This window comes from Spirillospora sp. NPDC048823 (assembly GCF_043198445.1).
Lineage (GTDB): Bacteria > Actinomycetota > Actinomycetes > Streptosporangiales > Streptosporangiaceae > Spirillospora.
In genome coordinates this window covers 630,366-648,890 of record NZ_JBICUT010000002.1, presented here as the reverse complement: position 1 = coordinate 648,890, position 18,525 = coordinate 630,366, and the positions used below count along the sequence as shown (strand labels likewise).

Annotated in this window: 18 protein-coding genes; 8 read left to right on the top strand and 10 right to left on the bottom strand. The window is 70.2% G+C overall.

The window, feature by feature from the left end; all coding sequences use genetic code 11:
• Positions 1 to 103 precede the first annotated feature (103 nt).
• Entirely contained in the window at positions 104 to 994 is an 891-nt protein-coding gene (locus ACGFK0_RS06500; RefSeq protein ID WP_392901081.1) for an alpha/beta fold hydrolase, read from the top strand.
• On the opposite strand, the gene fxsT is transcribed toward ACGFK0_RS06500, so the two are convergent.
• Entirely contained in the window at positions 980 to 2,260 is a 1,281-nt protein-coding gene (gene fxsT, locus ACGFK0_RS06495) for an FxSxx-COOH system tetratricopeptide repeat protein (RefSeq protein WP_392901079.1), read from the bottom strand. The two genes, ACGFK0_RS06500 and fxsT, sit on opposite strands and share 15 nt — an antisense overlap.
• On the opposite strand from fxsT, the gene ACGFK0_RS06490 reads away from it, so the two are divergent.
• Both ACGFK0_RS06490 and ACGFK0_RS06485 read left to right on the top strand, forming a co-directional pair.
• On the top strand, positions 2,199 to 2,498 hold the full coding sequence (locus ACGFK0_RS06490; protein ID WP_392901077.1) for an SLATT domain-containing protein: 300 nt from the start codon (positions 2,199 to 2,201) through the stop codon (positions 2,496 to 2,498). The genes fxsT and ACGFK0_RS06490 overlap by 62 nt on opposite strands.
• Before the next feature lie 14 nt (positions 2,499 to 2,512).
• Positions 2,513 to 3,010 carry a hypothetical protein gene (locus ACGFK0_RS06485; protein WP_392901075.1) on the top strand — a complete coding sequence of 166 codons (498 nt, stop codon included), beginning with the start codon at positions 2,513 to 2,515 and terminating at the stop codon, positions 3,008 to 3,010.
• Positions 3,011 to 3,016: 6 nt separating this feature from the next.
• On the opposite strand, the gene ACGFK0_RS06480 is transcribed toward ACGFK0_RS06485, so the two are convergent.
• The 5 genes from ACGFK0_RS06480 to ACGFK0_RS06460 all read right to left on the bottom strand — a co-directional run bounded on the left by ACGFK0_RS06480 (position 3,017) and on the right by ACGFK0_RS06460 (position 8,348).
• Positions 3,017 to 3,814 (bottom strand): VOC family protein, encoded by a 798-nt coding sequence (locus tag ACGFK0_RS06480; RefSeq protein WP_392901073.1) that lies wholly within the window; start codon positions 3,812 to 3,814, stop codon positions 3,017 to 3,019.
• A 98-nt stretch (positions 3,815 to 3,912) separates the two neighbouring features.
• Positions 3,913 to 4,467 (bottom strand): hypothetical protein, encoded by a 555-nt coding sequence (locus tag ACGFK0_RS06475; RefSeq protein ID WP_392901071.1) that lies wholly within the window; start codon positions 4,465 to 4,467, stop codon positions 3,913 to 3,915.
• A 94-nt stretch (positions 4,468 to 4,561) separates the two neighbouring features.
• Positions 4,562 to 5,812, bottom strand: coding sequence for an alpha/beta hydrolase-fold protein (locus tag ACGFK0_RS06470; RefSeq protein ID WP_392901069.1), 1,251 nt, complete (start codon positions 5,810 to 5,812; stop codon positions 4,562 to 4,564).
• Between the two features lie 144 nt (positions 5,813 to 5,956).
• The gene (locus ACGFK0_RS06465; RefSeq protein WP_392901067.1) at positions 5,957 to 7,558 is read right to left on the bottom strand and encodes an FAD-dependent oxidoreductase; all 1,602 of its coding nucleotides are present in this window, start codon (positions 7,556 to 7,558) and stop codon (positions 5,957 to 5,959) included.
• Between the two features lie 310 nt (positions 7,559 to 7,868).
• Positions 7,869 to 8,348 (bottom strand): hypothetical protein, encoded by a 480-nt coding sequence (locus tag ACGFK0_RS06460; protein ID WP_392901065.1) that lies wholly within the window; start codon positions 8,346 to 8,348, stop codon positions 7,869 to 7,871.
• 585 nt (positions 8,349 to 8,933) lie between these two features.
• Here ACGFK0_RS06460 and ACGFK0_RS06455 point away from each other — a divergent pair.
• A complete protein-coding gene (locus ACGFK0_RS06455) occupies positions 8,934 to 10,280 on the top strand; it encodes a M14 family metallopeptidase (protein ID WP_392901063.1) in 1,347 nt (448 codons plus the stop codon).
• A 28-nt stretch (positions 10,281 to 10,308) separates the two neighbouring features.
• On the opposite strand, the gene ACGFK0_RS06450 is transcribed toward ACGFK0_RS06455, so the two are convergent.
• Positions 10,309 to 11,928: a serine/threonine-protein kinase gene (locus ACGFK0_RS06450; RefSeq protein WP_392901061.1), complete on the bottom strand. Its 1,620-nt coding sequence runs from the start codon at positions 11,926 to 11,928 to the stop codon at positions 10,309 to 10,311.
• Between the two features lie 82 nt (positions 11,929 to 12,010).
• Complete coding sequence (locus ACGFK0_RS06445; protein ID WP_392901059.1) at positions 12,011 to 12,979, bottom strand: TIGR03557 family F420-dependent LLM class oxidoreductase; 969 nt, start codon at positions 12,977 to 12,979, stop codon at positions 12,011 to 12,013.
• 216 nt (positions 12,980 to 13,195) lie between these two features.
• Here ACGFK0_RS06445 and ACGFK0_RS06440 point away from each other — a divergent pair, with 216 nt between their 5' ends.
• The 4 genes from ACGFK0_RS06440 to ACGFK0_RS06425 all read left to right on the top strand — a co-directional run bounded on the left by ACGFK0_RS06440 (position 13,196) and on the right by ACGFK0_RS06425 (position 16,558).
• Positions 13,196 to 13,534 (top strand): hypothetical protein, encoded by a 339-nt coding sequence (locus ACGFK0_RS06440; protein ID WP_392901057.1) that lies wholly within the window; start codon positions 13,196 to 13,198, stop codon positions 13,532 to 13,534.
• A gap of 99 nt (positions 13,535 to 13,633) precedes the next feature.
• Positions 13,634 to 13,879 carry a hypothetical protein gene (locus ACGFK0_RS06435; protein ID WP_392901055.1) on the top strand — a complete coding sequence of 82 codons (246 nt, stop codon included), beginning with the start codon at positions 13,634 to 13,636 and terminating at the stop codon, positions 13,877 to 13,879.
• Entirely contained in the window at positions 13,879 to 15,240 is a 1,362-nt protein-coding gene (locus ACGFK0_RS06430) for a hypothetical protein (RefSeq protein WP_392901053.1), read from the top strand. The genes ACGFK0_RS06435 and ACGFK0_RS06430 overlap by 1 nt, the downstream gene beginning before the upstream one ends.
• A gap of 337 nt (positions 15,241 to 15,577) precedes the next feature.
• A complete protein-coding gene (locus ACGFK0_RS06425) occupies positions 15,578 to 16,558 on the top strand; it encodes an alpha/beta hydrolase (protein WP_392901051.1) in 981 nt (326 codons plus the stop codon).
• 27 nt (positions 16,559 to 16,585) lie between these two features.
• On the opposite strand, the gene ACGFK0_RS06420 is transcribed toward ACGFK0_RS06425, so the two are convergent.
• The gene (locus ACGFK0_RS06420; protein ID WP_392901049.1) at positions 16,586 to 17,803 is read right to left on the bottom strand and encodes a PP2C family protein-serine/threonine phosphatase; all 1,218 of its coding nucleotides are present in this window, start codon (positions 17,801 to 17,803) and stop codon (positions 16,586 to 16,588) included.
• Between the two features lie 57 nt (positions 17,804 to 17,860).
• Positions 17,861 to 18,349: an MSMEG_6728 family protein gene (locus ACGFK0_RS06415; RefSeq protein ID WP_392901047.1), complete on the bottom strand. Its 489-nt coding sequence runs from the start codon at positions 18,347 to 18,349 to the stop codon at positions 17,861 to 17,863.
• Positions 18,350 to 18,525: the final 176 nt, after the last annotated feature.

Genomic DNA, 18,525 nt, shown 5'->3' with positions numbered 1-18,525 from the left:
CAGCACGCCCTTATCAGGGTTGACGCATAAGGAGCGCTTCGGCTACAAGCGCAACGGGGGCCTTACAGTTTCACACCGGTGGTTCCGGGGACGGAGGACGATCTTGACGAGGGTCGTTTCCGCGGCGGACGGGCGAGAACTCGCCGTGGAGGAATGGGGGGTCCCGACCGGTTTCCCGGTCTTTCTCCTGCACGGCACACCCGGCAGCAGGCTCGGCCCCATCCCCCGGCCCATGGTCCTGTACCAACTCGGTATCCGGCTCATCAGCTTCGACCGCCCCGGTTACGGCCGCTCGGACCGGATGGCCGGACGTGTCGTCGCCGACATCGCCGCCGACGTGCGGCTGCTCGCCGACGCCCTGCACCTGGAGGAGTTCGCCGTCCTCGGACGGTCCGGCGGCGGCCCGCACGCCCTCGCATGCGCGGCACTGCTCCGCGGCCGCACCACCCGCGCCGCGGCGCTGGTCGGGCTCGCTCCCCCGCAGGCGGAAGGCCTGGACTGGTTCGAGGGAATGGCACCGGCCAACACCAGGGAGTACATGGCCGTCCGGGGGCAGGGACCGCTCGTCTCGGCCAGGCTGCGTTCGATCGCCGACCGGATCCGGGCCGACCCCGCCCAGCACGTCGCGAACCTCTTCGCCGGGCTGACCCAGTCGGACCGCCGGGTCATCCTCGAAGCCGGTATGCGCAGGATGCTGCTGGAGACCTTCACCGAGGCGTTCCGCACGTCCGCCGACGGCTGGATCGACGATCTGCTCGCGTTCTGCGCGCCGTGGGGCTTCGAACTCGGCGACATCGTCGTCCCGACGATGCTGTGGCACGGCGCGAACGACACCTTCTCGCCCGCCGGGCACTCCCGGTGGCTGGCCGACCGGATTCCGGGCTCGACCGTCGTCGTCCAGTCCGGTTCGGCGCACTTCGGGGCGTTCAACGTCCTTCCGGACGTGCTGACGTGGCTCACCCGGCCCGAAGGCCACCGCTCAGAGCGGCTGTAGTTCGAGGTCGCGGTCGACGCGGACACCATCGCGCGCCTCCGCGATGAGCGGATGCGGATGCCGCTCGGCGAGGACCAGCAGTCCGGTCACCGCCCGTTCGCGCAACTCCCCCGCTTCCGACACGCGGCCCATCCCCTCCAGCGTGATCGACAGGTTGGACCGGCAGGTATGGGTGTCGGGATGCTCGTCCCCCAGCACCTGGGACAGCCTGGCCAGCGCGTCGCGTTCCGTCGCCTCGGCCTCCTCGTAGCGCCGCGCGTCGCCCAGGCAGTTCGCGTGGTTCCCCGCGGCGAGCGGGACGAACGGGTGCTCGTGGCCGAGCAGCCGGCCGAGCGCCGCGACGGCCCCGGCGGTCAGGTCGCAGGCCTCGTCCAGGTCTCCGGTGCGGCGCAGGTGGTACCCGAGGTTGCTCTCGATCATCACGGTGTACGGGTGGTCGTCGCCCATCTGGGCCCGGTGCGTGGCGAGCGCGGCGCGGGTGCGGTCCCGGCCCCCGACCAGGTCGCCCATCTCCGCCATGCAGGCCGCCACCTCCAGGTCGGCGGGCAACGCGTCCGGCGACGTCGGGAAGTACCGCTGGTAGCGGGCGTAGGTCTCCTCCGCCAGCGCCAGCGCCTCCTCGCGGAGACCGGCCCTGCGCAGCGACCTCGCGAGGCTCTTGGCCGTCCGCAGCGTGTCGAGGATCTGGTCGCCGAGCACCTCCAGGTACCGCCGGTAGACGTCCCGCAGGATGGCGACGGACTCGTCGAAACGGCCGGCCTCCCGCAGATCCCGCGCCACGTTCGCCTCGGAGAACAGCGTGTAGGGGTGGTTCTCGCCGAGCTCGGGGGAGGCGCGGCGCCGCTCCAGGGTCTGCTCGTCGTAGCGGTAGGCGCTGCCCCAGTCGCCGGTCAGCCGGTAGTCGAGCGCCAGGTTGTGCGCGACCATCAACGTGCGCGGATGGTCCTCCCCCCACGGCGTCGCGGCCTGTTCGTACGTCCGCCGGTCCAGCGCGAGCGCCTCCCGGAACCGGCCCTTCGCCCGCAGGTCGGCCGCCAGGTTGCCAGCCGTGATGAGCGTGTGCGGATGAGTCGGGCCGAGCGTCGGCGAGCTCTGCTGCCGCTGCAGCACGTCGCCGTCCAGTTCGTACGCCTCGTCGTAGTGGCCCTGCGAACGCAGCAGCCGGCGCTCGGCCGAGCACGGGCACAGTGTCGCGCGCTGGTCGGTGTTCCTGGCCTCCCTGGAGGCGTTCGGTCTGGTCGCGGCCGTGCTCAACGCGGTGGGCATGCTCGGCCTCGACCTGCCGGGAATCGTGGCGGCCGTCGCGGCGGGCGGCCTCGCCTGGGTGCAGACCCGGCAGCATCAGCAGCTCGCAACCGCGTACGGCATCGCGGCGCAGGAACTCGCCGAGATCGCCTCACGCGTCGAGTGGCCGGATTCGGAAACCGAATGGGCGCACTTCGTCGACGAGGTCGAGGAGGCGATCTCGCGGGAACACACCCTCTGGTGGGCGTCCCACGTATGAACCATCGGAGGCACATGCGAATCGCCGTCACCGGGCACCGGGATCTCGACGGCCCGACCACCGCCATGGTGGACGCCGCGATCCGCGCGCGGCTGCGCAGGCAGCGCACGCGCGACATCGTTGGCGTGTCGTGCCTGGCCGCCGGCGCCGACCAGATCTTCGCCCGCGCCGTCCTCGACCTGGGCGGCCGGCTGGAGGTCATCGTCCCCGCAACCGGCTACGCCGCGGCGCTCGGCGTCCCGGCGCGGCGCGGCTTCGAGGAACTGAAAGCGCGTGCCTCCCGGGTCCGTGCTCTGAGGCATCACGTGCCCGGCCCCGGCCCCTACCGTGACGCCGGGCTGAAGATGCTCGACCGAGCCGACCACCTCATCGCCGTCTGGGACGGGGACCCGGCGCGGGGGACCGGTGGGACTGCGGAGGTCGTCGAGTACGCCCGCAGGGCGGGTGTGGTCGTGCACGTCATCTGGCCCGCGGGCGCTCGGCGCACCGGGACGGCGCGCGGTGGTGGCTGAGGGGGGTCAGAGGCGTCGGCCGACCTCGTACAGGCCGGAGGCGGCCGGGGTGATGACGGCCAGGCGGGCGCCGCCGGGGTCGGTCATGACGGCGAAGCGGCCGGGGCGGACGTCGGTCGGCGGGAGGTGGATCCGCGCCCCCAGTTCGGCCGCACGCTCGGTGGCGGCGTCGCAGTCGGAGACCCAGAAGTACGGGGTCCAGTGGGACGGGAAACCGGGCGGCCACCGTTCGTCCATGACGTGCATGCCCCCCACCGACCAGTCACCGATCTTCCAGTTGGTGTAGTGCGTCACGTAGTAGTCGCGTTCGACGGCCGTCCAGCCGAAGACCTCGCCGTAGAAACGGCGGGCCTCTTCGACGTCGGGGCAGGCCAGCTCGACCCAGCACATCGCGGACGGTTCGTTGAGGGCGCCTGCGCCTTTGAGGTTGTAGGCCTGCCAGAGGGCGAAGTAGGCACCCTGGGAGTCGGAGCACTGGGCCATCCGGCCGAGGTCGGCGATGTCCATGGGCTCGACGAGGACCTGGCCGCCGGCGGCGCTGACGGCGTCGAGCGTGGCCGTGAGGTCGTCGGTGCGGAAGTAGATCGTCCAGGACGAGCGCTGCGAGTCGTCGGCGAGTTCGTACATGCCGCCGATCTCCGGGCCCTGGATGTCTCCGAGGGTGAAGATCTCGTACTCCCCCATGTGGCCGGTCAGCGTGTAGGTGTACCAGCCGAACAGCTCGCAGTAGAAGTCCCTGGACGCCTCCAGGTTCCGGCTGGCCAGCTCGACCCACGACGCAAAACCGGGGGGAAATTCGGTCATCTCGGACATCGCAATCCCCTCGAAGCTCGCATGCCCTTCACGCTAGGAACGCGGGCGCAATCTCCGTTGTCGAAAACCGCCAAGCCCATCTCAATGTTTCAGATGCTGACCACGGTCTGGAGCAGGCCCCAGACGAAGCGGGCGACGAAGGTGCCGCCCGGTGTGGTGACGGTCGCGTGCCACCGGCTCGGCACGTCGCCGTCCTGGTGGGCCGCCGTCCCGAAGCACGCGTCGACGTCGCCGACCACGCACGACCACGGGACGAGGTCGTCGACGGTCTCCAGGCGCGGTACGGGAACGCCGTCGTCGCGGACGAGCCATTCGTGCGTGACCGACCCGTCCGGCGCCATCATGATCTCGAAGCACAGGCCGGGCCACAGGGGCAGCGGCGGCCACCGGGCGACATCGCAGGCGACATCGCCGAGCCGCCGCTCCGCGACCGCGGCGGGCGGGCCGAGGACGACCTCGTAGCGGCGCCGCCCCCGCGGGAACGCCCGCGACCTCAGGATGCGCTGCCAGCGGGCGTTGACCTCCCGCATCTCGGTGCGGGAGGCGCCCAGTTCGCGCATCGCGTCCTCGACGAGGCCCGGCTGGTAGTCGGCCATCCGGCGGAGCAGCACGAGCTGGAACTCCCGCCGCGCGAAACCCTTCATCACCGGTCATTATCGCCGGGCCGCCGCCTGCGGTACCGCGATCGCGGCCCCGGGGCCGGACATGCGGGGTCGGGGTGTGCCGGCTCCGGCGGCGTCAGGACTTGCGGGCGCCGATGGAGGCGGCGATGGCGGGCCAGCTGCGGACCAGCTCACGCCTCCAGTACTTCCAGTTATGCATGCCCGGCCCGTACAGGTTGGAGGTCACCGGGACACCCGCCTTCTTGGCGGCCGCGACGAAGTTCTCGGCCATCGTGCCCGAGAGTTGCTCGCCGATCCGGCCCGCGTCGTGCGGGGGCGCGTCCGGCGGGTCGAAGGGGCCGGGCTTCCCGTTGCCGGACGAGACGTAGACGCCGGTGCCCTTGAGCTTGGACACCATGACGGTCGCGTCGTGGGCGCGCCAGTTCGCCCGCGCGGTGATCGGGTCACCCCAGATCGCGGTGCCCGCTTCCCTGTTCATGGACGTCAGGATGATCGGCATGCCCGGGGCGGTGATGTTGAGGGCACCGCTGTAGGACGCGGCGTACTTGAACATCCCGGCGTGGCGCTCGGCGTAGGTGATGGCGCCCTGCCCACCCGACGACAGGCCGATCGCGGCGCGCACCGATCCGGCGTGGAAGTTGCGCTCCATCAGCGGGATGACTTCGCGGATGTGGAAGGTCTCCCACTCGGGGATGCCGCCCTTGCCGCCGTTGTACCAGTTGGTGTACGAGCCGTTCCAGCCGCCTTCGGGCATGACGACCATCGCGTTGTACGGGCCGATGACCTGCTCGATGTTGGAGTCCTTCGTCCAGGACGTGTACTTGTTGTTGCCGCCGTGGTAGGCGTACACGACAGGCCACGTCTTGGTGGTCTTGGACTTCCAGCTCTCCGGGACCATCACGCGCGTCTTCACCTCGGCACCGAGCGCCGGGGACGCGATCGTCACGTCGAAGATCCGCGAGTTGATCTTCTTGACACCGGTGATGGCGGCGCCGTCGGGGGCCTTGGCGTAACCGCCGGCGCCGGCGCCGGCGGGCAGCTTCGGCTTCTTGCCGCGGTTGGTGGCGTTGGTGTCGGGGTTGCCCGGAGCGGGAGAGCCGCCACCCGTCTTGAACGGGTTGGTGTTCAGCGGCACGGTGGGCAGTTCGGACGTCTTCGGCGACTTCGTCGGGGACGCGGCCCCGGGCGCCGACGGCTGCGTCGCGGGGCCGAACGAGGGCACCGGATCGGTGTTGCCGCTCGCCCCCGACAGCTTCTTCGGCACACCGACGCCGGCCTGCGCGAGGCCGACCATGACGGCGGGCAGCAGCACGGCCGCCGCCGCCGTTCCGGCGATGGCGATCTTCCTGTCGGTACGCTTCTTCATGGACTCCCCAGCCGGCTCAGGCCGCCCTGGGCCCGACGCTCCACTCGAACGTCGAAACTACTGTCCCCGCAGTCGCAGCCGCAAGTATTGTCAATGAATGCAATAAAGGCGAGATGTTCGTGACGCTGCGTCACGTGGCTCCGGTCACACCGCCTGGCCGGGACGGATCGACTGAGCGTGCCGGAACACGTTCAGCGGGTCCCAGTATCGCTTGATCTCCTGCAGTTTCGCGTAGGCGTCCTTGTAGTAGAGCGTCTCCCACGACTGACCGGACTCGTTCCACCGCTCGTCGTTCAGGTCGGTGTCCGGATACCCGATGTAACAGCCGTCCGTGACGTCGCCGCCGGCCACGGGTACACCGCCGGTTTCGGCGAACGTCGCCTTGTAGGTGTCGCGGATCCATGCGATGTGCGTGTCCTCGCCGGCGTCCTGCCTCGTCCAGTAGACCTGGTACTGGAGTTTCAGGATGGAATCGCGTTGCCGTACCGCCGTGTGGTGCAGGGGGCTGTTGATGGCGCTGCCGTACGAGTCGACCTGGATGAGCGCCTGCTTGTTCACGTAGTCGGTGTACTTTTCCTTGCCGAGGTAGGCCCACATCGCGTTCATCTGCTGTTCGGTGAACGGTCTCCGCAGATAAGCGGACTTGTATTTTCCGCAGCGGTTCTCCCCGCTGGCGTTCAGCGCCTGCGTGGCCGTCAGCCACGGCATCACACGGGGAATGTCCAGGTGGACGGAATGCTCGCCCATCACCGACCTCATTCTCGTCGCCGACGGCCCGATCCGGCCATCGACGGCCTTGATGAAGTCGGTCATCGCCTGCGGCCCGTCCGGGTCGTCCACGTCCACCTGCGCCAGCAGCCCGATCTGGCCGTTGCTGACGTGGTTGAGCTTGAGCAGCGCGAAGAGCTTGCCGGCCGCCGCGGACGCGTCCTGATGTGCGTGGAAGTACTCCCCGTACGCGGTCACGAGTGCGGTGAACTCGTCCTTGGTGAAGTCCTTCCAGTCCCAGGCGAGAGCGGTCAGCAGCACCTGCTTCGGCGGCTCGGGCAGACCGCGGAACCAGAACCGGGTCACCACACCGAAGTTCCCACCGCCGCCGCCGGTGTGCGCCCACAGCAGCTCGCGCAGCCGTTCGTCGTCGTCGTCGCGTCCGGCCACGACGAGCTTGACCGTCCTGTCCGCGTTCACCACCGCCACCTCCACGGCGTAGAGGTAGTCGACGGTCAGCCCGTGCTGCCGGGACAGGAGGCCGAACCCGCCCGCCGGTATGTGCCCGCCGAGGCCCACCGAATAGCACGACCCTCCCGGCAGCGCCTTCCCGCTGACCGGATACAGGTGGCTGTAGACGTGCCAGTTGGTCGCCCCGGCCTCGACGCAGTACGCCTGCATCCCGCTGTCGTACGACACTCCGCACATCGGGCTCACGTCCAGGATCACCCGCACGTCGCCGCCGCACACGAAGTCCTCGTAGCAGTGCCCGCCGGCCTTCACGGTGATCCGTGTCCGTTCCGGGTCCGCCGGGACCTCGTTCACCGCCTCGGCGAGCGCCACCCGGACCTCCTCGGGCGTCCGCACGAGCCGCACGTACTCCGGCTCGGCGATCCACCGCTGGTTGAACCCCCGGCTGAGCGCCGGATACCGCTTGTCACCGGGACGGACGACCGTCGTGGGCAGTGAGTGATGTTCATCCGGTCTGTTCCCGGAGACCAGTACGGCCGGATCCCACCGAGGATGAAAGTCATTCATTTGTTGAGATCTCGCTCATGGGAGCATCGCCTCCGCGCGCCTCGGAGCACCAACGCGAAGGTCCCTGCCCATACATCCCGATGAGCAATCAGGCGGTGACACACAGTTGACCTGCCGGAGAGGTCGCCGCCATGCCGGCGAGAGCGAACCTGCCATCGCCCCTCATGCGCCGCGGACGGGCACGGGCCTGGCCGGATCGGGCTCCAGGTTCACGCACCCGTGACCCCGGCGGGGTGGGAAACCGGGGTCACGGGTGCGAGGTCCGGCTCAGCAGACGTCGGGCCGGCCGGTCCTCGGGGTCGGGATGGGATCAGGCGAAGTCGTACGTGGCGGAGACGGTGGCGGAGCCCGGGCAGAGCCAGCCGCTGGTCTTGTTGACGGTCTGGTCGGCGAACTCGACCGTGACCGGCAGGTCGGTGCCGGTGAAGCCACCGCTCAGGTTCCCGCCGTAGGTGCAGCCGATGGCGCTCATCGCGAAGCCGTTGATGCTGGCGACGCCGTTGTCGAGGCTGCCGCTCCAGGGCAGGCCCTGGGGCGTGACCGTGACACCGCAGCCGCTGACCGAGGCCGATGTGATGGTGAGGTTGCCGGCGCTGTCGATGGTGCCGCTCAGCGTGGAGCCGGTGCACTCGGCGGCGATCCCCGCGTCGATGACCATGGTTCCGTTGAGGGTGGCCGTGAAGTCACCGGCCGTCCAGGCCATGGCGGGGGTGGCCGTCGCGGCGATGGCGAGGGCGGCCGCGGCTGTGGTCGATGCGACCGCGGCCAGCTTCTTCGTGGTGCGGGACAAGGGAGTCCTCTTTTCGAACGGTGGGCGTCGCGCCTGCACCCGAAGGAACGGGGTGGGTGATCCTCGACCCATGCGCCGCCTCGCCCGTGGCCAATGGGCTGCGGGCGTCGCGAACCGAGGAACGGGAGCTGGGAAACCGTCGTGTCCGCATCGACGCGAGGCTTCCGAACAGCAAGTAGAACGCGTTCTATCGAGAACAATAGCAAAAGCGACGAGATGGTCAATACCCGGACAGAGATACACTTGGTGAGCCCGAAGAGTGCAGCGCAAACATGAGAACCTGTTACAGAGTCCGGTCGGGGCGCACGACCGGTATCCCGGAGAATGAATCGAATTCGGCCAGCCAGATCCCGCCCTTTCGGACATGTACACGGCGGGCGCGACCGCACAGGGGCGGTCGATCCGGGACTGAAATTTCACAATGGCCCTGATCTGCTTCGAATATTGATGTGCGGTGACCCGCCTTTGGAACTCTGGCCTGGTGTTTCGTGTGCCGGGCGGGCCTTTCGGGCGTTCCGGCGGGTGGCCGGCCGGGCATTGTCAGGCGGGCGGTTTCCGTTCATCGTGACGGCACCGCCAGCGTCCGTGAGCGTCCTTGAGGCCACCCCGCAATGTGACGCCGGGCGCGCAGAGCCGGACGGCAGGTACCCCTGGATGAACATCTCCCGCAGACTGTGCTCCCTACTCACCGTCCCGTCGGCCCTGGCCCTGGTCCTGGCCGGGCCCGCCGCTCCCTCCGCCGCCTCCGCCCCGGGTCCGGCGGAGACCGCCCGGCAGTACGTGGTCACCGGGCCCGCCACCGTCCAGCAGCGCAGCCAGGTGGCGCGAACCGGGGCGGCGATCGACGACGTCCGGACGAGCGGGCTCAAGGTCACCGCCATCCCATCGGAGGTACGGGCGATCCAGAGGCTCGGCTTCACGGTTGAGGCGGCGCCTTCCCCGGCCCCCGCCCCGGCCCCGACCAGGGCGGCGACGTCGTACCACACGTTCGCCGAGATGCGGCAGGAGGTCGACTCCGTCGTCGCCGCGCATCCGCAGATCGCCCGCCGGTTCGTCGCCGGCACGTCCTACCAGGGCCGCGACATCGTCGGCGTGAAGATCAGCGACAACGTGGCGGCCGACGAGAACGAGCCCGAAGTACTCATCATCGCCAACATCCACGCGCGTGAGCGGCTCACCGCCGAGCAGGCCCTCGACTACATCGGGCAGCTCACCGACAACTACGGGACCGACGGGCGCATCACGGACCTGGTGAACGAGCGCGAGATCTGGATCATGCCGATGGTCAACCCGGACGGCCAGGTCTACGACATGACCAGCGACACCTCCTCCGGCCGGTGGTGGCGGAAGAACCGCCAGCCCAACTCGCGGTCGGTGGGGACGGACCTGAACCGCAACTTCGCCTACCGGTGGGGCTGCTGCGGCGGCTCGTCCGGCAACGGCTCCAGCCAGACCTACCGGGGCACCGGCCCCGAGTCCGCCCCCGAGACCGAAGTGCTCGCCGACTTCGTGCGGAGCCGGGTCGTGGGCGGGAAGCAGCAGATCGGGATGTTCCTGGACATCCACTCCGAGGCCGAACTGGTGCTGTGGCCGTTCGGCTACACCTACGACAACACCGTCCCCGGGTCCATGTCCGCGGACGAGGAGGCCGCCCACCGCACGATCGGCCGGGAACTGGCCGGGACGAACGGCTTCGTCCCGCAACAGTCCAGCGACCTGTACATCACCGACGGCACGACCATCGACTGGACGTGGGGCGAGTACCGCATCTTCTCTTACACGTTCGAGCTGGGCGGGGGCAGCTTCTACCCGCCGCCGTCCGCGATCGACCGCGAGGTCGCACGCAGCCGCGAGGCCCTGCTGCGGCTGACCGACTACGCCGACTGCCCCTACCGCGCCATAGGCAAGGAGAGCCAGTACTGCGCCGCGTGACGTCCGACGTCCGCCGCCTGCCGAATTCTCAGCAGACCTTTACCGTGCGGGAGATCTCCTGGTGACTGGGGCTCTGCAGGACGAGACGGTAGGTGTAGGTGCCGGGGACCTCCCCGCGGGAGCCCCCGCTGGCGAAGGAGGGCTCCGCGTACGTTTTGATCGGGTGGCCTCTGCCGAGGCGGCCGTTGAAATAGATGCTGAACGTGATCGGCGTCGGGTTCACGCTGCCGGTGATCTTGTACCTGAGGTCGAAGTAGCCTTCGGGATCCTCGCATGCGGCACCGGAGCCGACCTTGAAGTAGTCGATCCAGGCGGTCGGGCCGCTCGGTCCCGAGCCGCCGCCGTCACCGCCGCCGGCGTCTCCGCCGCCGTCTCCGGCTCCACCGCCGGTCGTGCCGCCGGTACCGCCGGTCCCCCCGTCGGTGCCGGTGCCGGGCTGAATTGCGCCGGGCGAGCCGGTCCGCCCGGCGCCGGGCCGCTTGGACGCGGTGTTCGACGGTGACGGCGTGCCCGACGCGCCCGGCTTCGACCCCGCGCCGGGGCCGTCCACGGTGCCGGAGCCCGTCCGCCCCTGAGGGTTCGCGCCGATGTGCTCGCCCCGTTCGCCGCCGCCCGCGGCGCCGGACGGCTCCGGCCACAGGACCCAGACGGCGACGCTCGTGAGGAGGGCCACCGCCACGGCCCCCGCTCCCGCGCCCAGCAGCACGACCGGGCGCCGGGCGAGGGTCTTCCTCTTCCGGCCGGCGTCCTTGGCCGTCTGCGGGCCGCCGGGCAGCGGCGGCGGGCTCGGCATCGGCGCGGGACGGGGCGGGTCGACCACCGTCTGCGAATCGGCCGGGCCGGCCGCACCGGCCTGTGCGCCGAGGAGGCGCAGGAGCACCGCCTGCATCGTGGGACGCTGAGCCGGGTCCTTGACCAGGCATGCGGCGACGGTGGAGCGCAGCGGGTCCGGGAGGTCGCCGAGGTTCGGTTCACCCTGCAGGACGCGGTGCATGATCGCCGGGAAGGTGTCCGCGCCGAACGGGGGCCGTCCCGTCGCGGCGTAGACGATGACCGAGCCCCACGCGAACACGTCCGCCGGCGGGCCGACCGCCTCCGCCGCGAACTGCTCGGGCGCCATGTACGCGGGCGTCCCGATGATGCTGCTGGTCAGCGTGAGCGGCGACTCGGTGTCGCGGGCGATGCCGAAGTCGATGACGCGCGGGCCGTCCGGGCCGAGCAGGACGTTCGACGGCTTGAAGTCGCGGTGGACGACGCCGGCCTCGTGGATGGCGGCGAGGGCGGTCGCGGTCGCCACGGCGAGGCGCTGCAGCGCGGAACCGTCCCGGGGACCGGCCTGCTGGAGCGACGGCCCCTCGATGTACTCAGTGACGATGTAGGGGCGCCGGTCGCCCAGGGACGCGTCGAGGACCTGGGCGATGCAGAACGGGTCGACGCGGCGGGCGGCGGCGATCTCCTTGGTGAACCGTTCGCGGACGCGGTTGTCGGCGGCCACCTCCGCGCGGAGCACCTTGACGGCGACGGGCTTGCCGTCGGCGCCATGCCCGAGGTAGACGACCCCTTGTCCACCCATGCCGAGCCGTCCTGAAAGCCGGTACGGGCCGACACTGGACGGATCGTCGGGTTCCAGAGGATCGGTTGCCGGCATTGGAGGCGTCTCCTGGTGCGTGGGAGCGGAACGTTTCGCAACCTTATTGGAAGAAAAGGTTCGCTCCCACGCAAATCGCTGATCATCCGAAGCGTTCGCGGAGGGCCGGGAGGAGGTCGGACTCCGCCCAGGTGCGGAAGTCCTTCTGGTGCTCGGCCCCGGACTGGCAGAGCGCGATGTGGGTGAAGCCCGCGTCCGCGAACTTCTGGACGGCCTCGACGTAGTCGTCCACGTCGTCGCCGCACGGGACGGACTCGGCGACGTCCTCGGGACGGACCGTCCGCGTCGCGGCCTCGAAGTTCACGGGCCCCGGGAGCTCGGCCATCACCTTCCACCCCGGTGCCGAGAACCTCCAGATGCGGTGCGCCCGCTCCATGCACTCGTCGGGGTCGGTGCCGTAGGAGACGGGGACCTGCCCGTAGACGGGTCTGCCCGCGCCGCCCTCTTTCCGGAACAGGTCGACGACGTCCCGGACGGGCTGGTCGGAGATCAGCAGGTCGGCGTGCCGGGCCGCCAGCCGCCCGGCACGCGGTCCGTAGCCGGCGATCCCGAGGGGGACGGGCCGGTCCGGCAGGTCGTACACCTTCGCGGCGTCGACGCTGAAGTGCCGGCCCCGGTAGTTGACGTGGCCGCCGCCGAGCAGTGCCCGGATGATCTCGACGGCCTCCTCGAACATCTCGTGCCGGACGTCCACCGACGGCCAGCCGCGCCCGACGACGTGCTCGTTGAGGTTCTCGCCGGAGCCGAGCCCGAGCGTGAACCGCCCGTCCGACAGGACGCCCATCGTGGCGGCCTTCTGCGCCACCACGGCCGGGTGGTAGCGCATGATCGGGCAGGTCACCTGCGTCATCAGCGGGATGCGGTGGGTGGCCTGGGCGAGGGCGCCCAGCACCGACCAGGCGTAGGCGGAGTGGCCCTGGTCCTCCAGCCACGGGAAGTAGTGGTCGGAGATGACCGAGTAGCCGAAGCCCGCCTCCTCGGCCTCCACCAGGTCGGCGACGAGCTGCTTGGGCGGTGTCTGCTCGCAGAGCAGCGTGTATCCGAATTCCATGCCGGCTCGCATACCCGCCCGGACGTCCCGAACCGTCAGGACACGGTCGGCGTCCAGGGTTCCCGGGCCGCGTCAACGCGCACGATGGACGGCCTTGACGCAGCCATTGATCACTCAGGCTTGGCCACGTTCAGTGACATCTGCTATACGTAGAGCTACCTCACTGCGACCCCGCGGTGAGGCAGGGACATCCGGTATCCACCTTGAGAACCGGGCGTGACAAGGAAGAAAAGGAACCACATGAAGTCCTTCACCTACACCGAGCTGGACGAGCTGGTCGGCGAGATCCTGCCGGAGCGCGCCGTGCTGTCCACCCTTCTCGTCGGCGGCGGCGAAGACGACAACGAGAACGAGAACACCAACCTCAACCTCGGCGGCGGCCACGGCCACGGCGGTGGCGGCGACGACGACGGCACCACCATCGTCCAGCAGTCCTGCGTGAGCAAGGTCGACAACCAGAACGCCGGTCTCCTGTCGGCGCTGGGCCTCGCGTCGCAGAACCCGAACGTGGACCACAGCTGCCTGCCGGGCACGGCGATCCACAGCGACCACTGAGTGGCGCCGACGTAACTGCGGGCTTCGGCCCGTACCGGAAGGGCTGGCGTTCTCCCGCCAGCCCTTCCCCCTTCTTCCCGAACGCGCGAAAGCGGTCACATGAGTCTCAACGACCCTCAAGAACTCAGCTACTCCGACCTCGACCGGCTCCAGGGCGAGGTCCTACCGCGGCGGCTGGCGCTGTCGGCGCTGCGCGGGGGCGACGACGGCACCACCGTCGTCATGTACGCCTGCACGGCGAGCCACTCGCCCGGAACCACCGGGCTGCTCGGGACGGGCCTGCTGGCGCAGGCGCCGTACTCCACGCTGACCTGCACTCCCGCCACCGTCGTCCACTCTGACTGATGGACACGCCAACGACGCCGGAGACCCGGGGCGGGGGCGAGCCCCCGGCCCTCCTCACGCTGCCCGCACTGGTCGACGGGGCCGAACTCGTCGGCGAGTTCAAGAACTCCGGCTACCGCGAGCCGCCCCAGCTCATCTGCCTGCCGAACAGGCAGCTCGTGCGGCTGCCGCCCCTGTTGTTCCTCGTCGCCAAGGCCCTGTACGAGCACCGCGACCTCGCGGGCACCGACGTCGCGCGGGCGCTCGACCGGGTCGCCGCCACCGTCAGCGAGCAGGCGGGCGCGCGGCTGACCGCCGAGCAGATCGTCTACCTCGTCGACCGCAAGCTCGCCCCGCTCGGCGTCACCACCTACAGCGACGGCACACCGCCGCCGCCCGACGTCAAGGCCGATCCGTTCCTGGCACTGAGGTGGAAGGTCGCGGTGTTCCCCGAGTCCTTCACCTGGTTCATCGGCGGCCTTTTCGCGTGGCTGTTCCGGCCCGTGGTGATGGTGGCCGCCGTCGCCGGGTTCCTGGTGAGCGAGGGCTGGCTGGTGACCTCGAACCTGCTGACGGGCGCGCTGTCGTTCACGATCCTCAACCCGGTCAGCATCCTGCTGGTCCTCGGGCTCGGGATCGCGTCGTGCGCGTTCCACGAGATCGGGCACGCCTCGGCCTGCCGGTACGGCGGCGTCCGGCCGGGCGTCATGGGCTGCGGCATCTACCTCGTGTGGCCGGCGTTCTACACCGACATCACCGAGTCGTACAGGCTGGGACGCGGCGGCCGGCTCCGCGCCGACCTCGCCGGCGTGTACTTCAACGGCATCTTCATCATCGGGCTGACGCTGGCGTACCTGCAGACGGGTTTCCTGCCGCTGCTCGTCACCGTGCTGTACGTCAATCTCCAGATGGTCCAGCAGTTGCTGCCGACGCTGCGGTTCGACGGGTACTACATCATGTCGGACCTGATCGGCATCCCCGACCTGTTCAAGTACATCGGGCCGATCCTGCGCCGCACGCTGCTGCGGCGCCCGGCGGACGCGCGGCTGCGCGACCTCAAGCGCTGGCCGCAGGTCTTCGTCACGGTCTGGGTGCTGACCGTCATCCCGGTGCTGGTGTTCCAGATCGGCCTCATCATCAGCCAAGTCCCCGGCCTGGTCGTCAAGGACTGGGGGATGATCCGCCGGCTCCTCTACGACGCCGCGAACGGGGCGGGCCCGCTCGAACTGATCACGTCGGGGCTGCAGATCATCCTGCTCGTGCTGCCGCTCGCGGGTGTCGCGATGATCCTTTACGGGGTGGGCCGCCGGCTGCTCCGGTGGGCCGTCCGGTACGTGAACGGACCCGCCCCCGATCCGATGGCGCACGGCGGAGTTCGCTGAGTTCGCCGAGTTCGCACGCCCGGGTTCGCACGGTTCCCACGGGTTCGCGCCGGGTGCCCTTCGCGGGCGCCCGGCGCCGGCTTCCACCGCGACCCGGAATGCATTTTATACGCTTTTCAAATGACGCTTCGGGGGACCGTGCGACGGGAACCTACTCCGAGTAAGTAGCGACGCTCACCCATCCACTTACCGCCGAGCACGATCATCACCGGGCCATTCGGCCCGACGGCGGCCCGGGCGTTCACAAAACCCGGATCCGCATCATCAGCCGCACGGCGGCACTCCCCCCTTTTCGAAGGCCAGCACAACCCGACCGGCGTTTCCGAAAGGCCTCGCATTGCTTCGCAGCATCACCGCCGCCGCATGGCCGGCGGCCTTCGCCCTGCTCCTGCCGCTCGTCCCGTCCATCCTTGTGGACCGCTCCACAGCCGTGGCGGGCACCGGCGCCGAGGTCGTCGCCGAAACGGCCGTCGCGTCCCGCACCGTGGACCTGACCGTCGACTCACCCGCCATGGACCGCCGCGAGAAGGTCCGGCTCCTCCTGCCGCGCGGCTGGTCCAAGAACGCCCGCCGCACCTGGCCCACCCTGTGGCTGCTGCACGGCGGAGCGGACGGCTACAAAGCCTGGACACGCGACACCGACGTCGCCCGGCTGACCGTCCGCACCGGCGTCATCGTCGTCATGCCGAACGGCGGACGCTGCGGCAACTACTCCGACTGGTGGAATTACGGGAACGGCGGCTCCCCGCAATGGGAGACGTTCCACATGGCCGAACTCCGGCGGATTCTCGAACGCGACTACCATGCCGGAAAGCGGCGGGTGATCGCCGGGAACTCCATGGGGGGTCTCGGCGCCATGCTGTACGCGGCCCGCTTCCCCGGCATGTTCAAGGCCGCGGCGGCATTCAGCGGATACCTGCACACGCTGCACGGCCACGAGCCGGGTGAGAACTCGACCGGCTGGGGGCCGGCACTGGCATGCCCCGGCACCGACTGGCGGCGCGTCTGGGGCGACCCCGACGACCAGGCCGCGATCTGGCACGCGCACAACCCCACCGATCTCGCGGAGCGGCTGCGTGGCGTCCGGCTGTGGGTGGCCAGCGGCAACGGCGAGGCGGGGTCGCTCGGCGGGCTGCCGTTCACCGACCCGGTCGAGGCGGCCGCCAACGAGCACGCGCACGCGTTCGCCGGCCGGCTCCGCGACCGCGGCATCCCCGTCACCACCCGGTTCTTCGACGGGCAGCACGACTGGCCGTACTGGGAGCGCGACCTGCACGAGGCGTACCCGATGCTGATGGACGCCCTGGGGCTCGGTTAGCGGAGGGCTCAGGCCGGCGGCGCGGTCTCAGGTCTGCCGCATCGGATCCGGAGCGTCCGCGGGCGTCTCGGGCGGCCCGTGCCATTCGAGGAGCAGGACGGTGGCGTCGTCGTCCAGCCGGCCGGCGTGATGATCGAGGATGTTGCGGATGAGCCGCCGCAGCGTCTCGGGCACGGGCAGGCCGTCGGCCTCGTGCTTGATGATGAAGTCGACGAAACGGCGGAGGCCGAACTCCTGTTTGTTCGGGTCGCGGGCCTCCACGATGCCGTCGGTGTAGAACAGGACCCGGTCACCCGGTTCGAGTTGCACACCGCACGGCTTGGGAACGATGCCGAGGCCGGTGCCGAGCGGGGTACCCGGCGGGCACTCCAGCGTCGTCACCCAGCGTCCCCGCCGGAGGACGACCGGCGCGGGATGCCCGTACAGGGCCCACGACAGAATCCCCGTCCGGAGGTCGAGTTCCGCCAGGGCGGCCGTCACGAACCGCCCGCCGTCCTGTTCGGCCAGCACGTCCTCGATCGCCTGACCCGTCTCGATGAGGTCCGCGCCCTGCAGGCGGCTGTTGCGGCAGGCGGCGACGGCGAGATTGGACGTCAGCCCCGCCGCCGTGTCGTGCCCCATGGCGTCGAAGACGGCGAGGAAGGCGGTGCCGGCCGCCAGCGCGTAGTCGAAGGCGTCGCCGCCCAGCTGGTAGGCCGGTTCCAGGGTCGCGCCGACGACCACCTGGTCGTTGGCGAACGTCATCGGGGGCATCAGCCGCCACTGCATCTCGGCCGACACCGCCATGGGCCGGGTCCGCACCAGCCGGGCGAAGGAGTCGCTGTACGGCCCCTTGCTGACGATGATGAGCGCGACCAGCCCGGCCAGGTATTCGGCGTCGTCCTCGGCCCGCTCGTCGTCCCGCCTGATGGTGACCCGGATCACCCCGATCCGCTCGGCACCGTTGAGGATCGGCACCCACCGCTGGATGGTCCCGTCGTCGAACGCGTGGCCCGTGACGGGTGCCACGGTCTTGAACGCCCGCCCGGCCAGGGTGCCCTCGATCTTGTACTCCGCGACCTCGGGGCCGGGGTCGCGCCCGGCGCCGTCCCCACCCCCGGTCAGGAGCCTCAGGACCGTCTGCTGCAGGTCCGCGACGTAGATCACCACGTCGTGCAGGCCGGCGTCTGCGGCGTGCCGGGCGACGGCGTCCGGCAGCTGCTCCATGGACATCATGTGGCTCGCCGCCACCAGTTCTCTCAGCATCGATCCGCCGCCCTACACCGTCCGCTCCCCATGCCTCGTCCCGGTCCACGGTATGCGCTACCCGCCTGCGCGTTCCGTACGTGATCCCCGGTCGGAGGCGGGCCATACATACGGAAGATCGTCCGGGGTGTCCGGGAAGAGGGCGCCGTAGAAGCCGGGATCCTTGCGGACGAGGGCCGAGCGGTGGCTGAGGTGGAAGGCCGGGTCGCCCAGCCAGGGCGGCAGTTCCCCGGCGCGGGAGAGCCGTTCCTGGTCCCGCGGGTGCCGCACGCCCGTCGCCCCGGCCAGATCGGCCGTCAGTGTCCCCGCGCAGGTGTCGCCGTGCCCGAGGTCGCACCAGCGGCGGCAGATCTCCAGTCCGTAGCGGACGAGCGCCTCCTCGTACCCTCTCCACATCAGCGCCGCCGGATGGTGCCGCCAGCCGTATCCGGGCACGGTCAGCGCGCGCAGCACCTGGATCGCCTCGACCCGCTGCTTGCCGAGCCTGCGCCGGTCGAGAACGCGCGCCGTGGCGGCGAAGTCCGCATACGGCAGGAAAGTCTGCACGGCCGCCCCTCCGTCCCTTCTGTCGTCACACCCTTACCCGTGTCGCGGATCATCCATCTGCGCCTCGGCCCGCCTCCCCGTGTTTCGTCGATCATGCCTGCAGGACGGTGACGCCGCCGTGTGCCGCAAGGTTCGCGGAAGGTCGGGCCGGGCGTCACGTCCCTGGCCGTGGGGCG

Bases quoted from the DNA above. Each gene is read 5' to 3' on its own strand.
- fxsT (WP_392901079.1), bottom strand. From the start codon at position 2,260: ATGCCCACCGCGTTGAGCACGGCCGCGACCAGACCGAACGCCTCCAGG.
- ACGFK0_RS06485 (WP_392901075.1), top strand. From the start codon at position 2,513: ATGCGAATCGCCGTCACCGGGCACCGGGATCTCGACGGCCCGACCACC.
- ACGFK0_RS06480 (WP_392901073.1), bottom strand. From the start codon at position 3,814: ATGACCGAATTTCCCCCCGGTTTTGCGTCGTGGGTCGAGCTGGCCAGC.
- ACGFK0_RS06475 (WP_392901071.1), bottom strand. From the start codon at position 4,467: ATGAAGGGTTTCGCGCGGCGGGAGTTCCAGCTCGTGCTGCTCCGCCGG.
- ACGFK0_RS06470 (WP_392901069.1), bottom strand. From the start codon at position 5,812: ATGAAGAAGCGTACCGACAGGAAGATCGCCATCGCCGGAACGGCGGCG.
- ACGFK0_RS06465 (WP_392901067.1), bottom strand. From the start codon at position 7,558: ATGAATGACTTTCATCCTCGGTGGGATCCGGCCGTACTGGTCTCCGGG.
- ACGFK0_RS06450 (WP_392901061.1), bottom strand. From the start codon at position 11,928: ATGCCGGCAACCGATCCTCTGGAACCCGACGATCCGTCCAGTGTCGGC.
- ACGFK0_RS06445 (WP_392901059.1), bottom strand. From the start codon at position 12,979: ATGGAATTCGGATACACGCTGCTCTGCGAGCAGACACCGCCCAAGCAG.
- ACGFK0_RS06435 (WP_392901055.1), top strand. From the start codon at position 13,634: ATGAGTCTCAACGACCCTCAAGAACTCAGCTACTCCGACCTCGACCGG.
- ACGFK0_RS06430 (WP_392901053.1), top strand. From the start codon at position 13,879: ATGGACACGCCAACGACGCCGGAGACCCGGGGCGGGGGCGAGCCCCCG.
- ACGFK0_RS06420 (WP_392901049.1), bottom strand. From the start codon at position 17,803: ATGCTGAGAGAACTGGTGGCGGCGAGCCACATGATGTCCATGGAGCAG.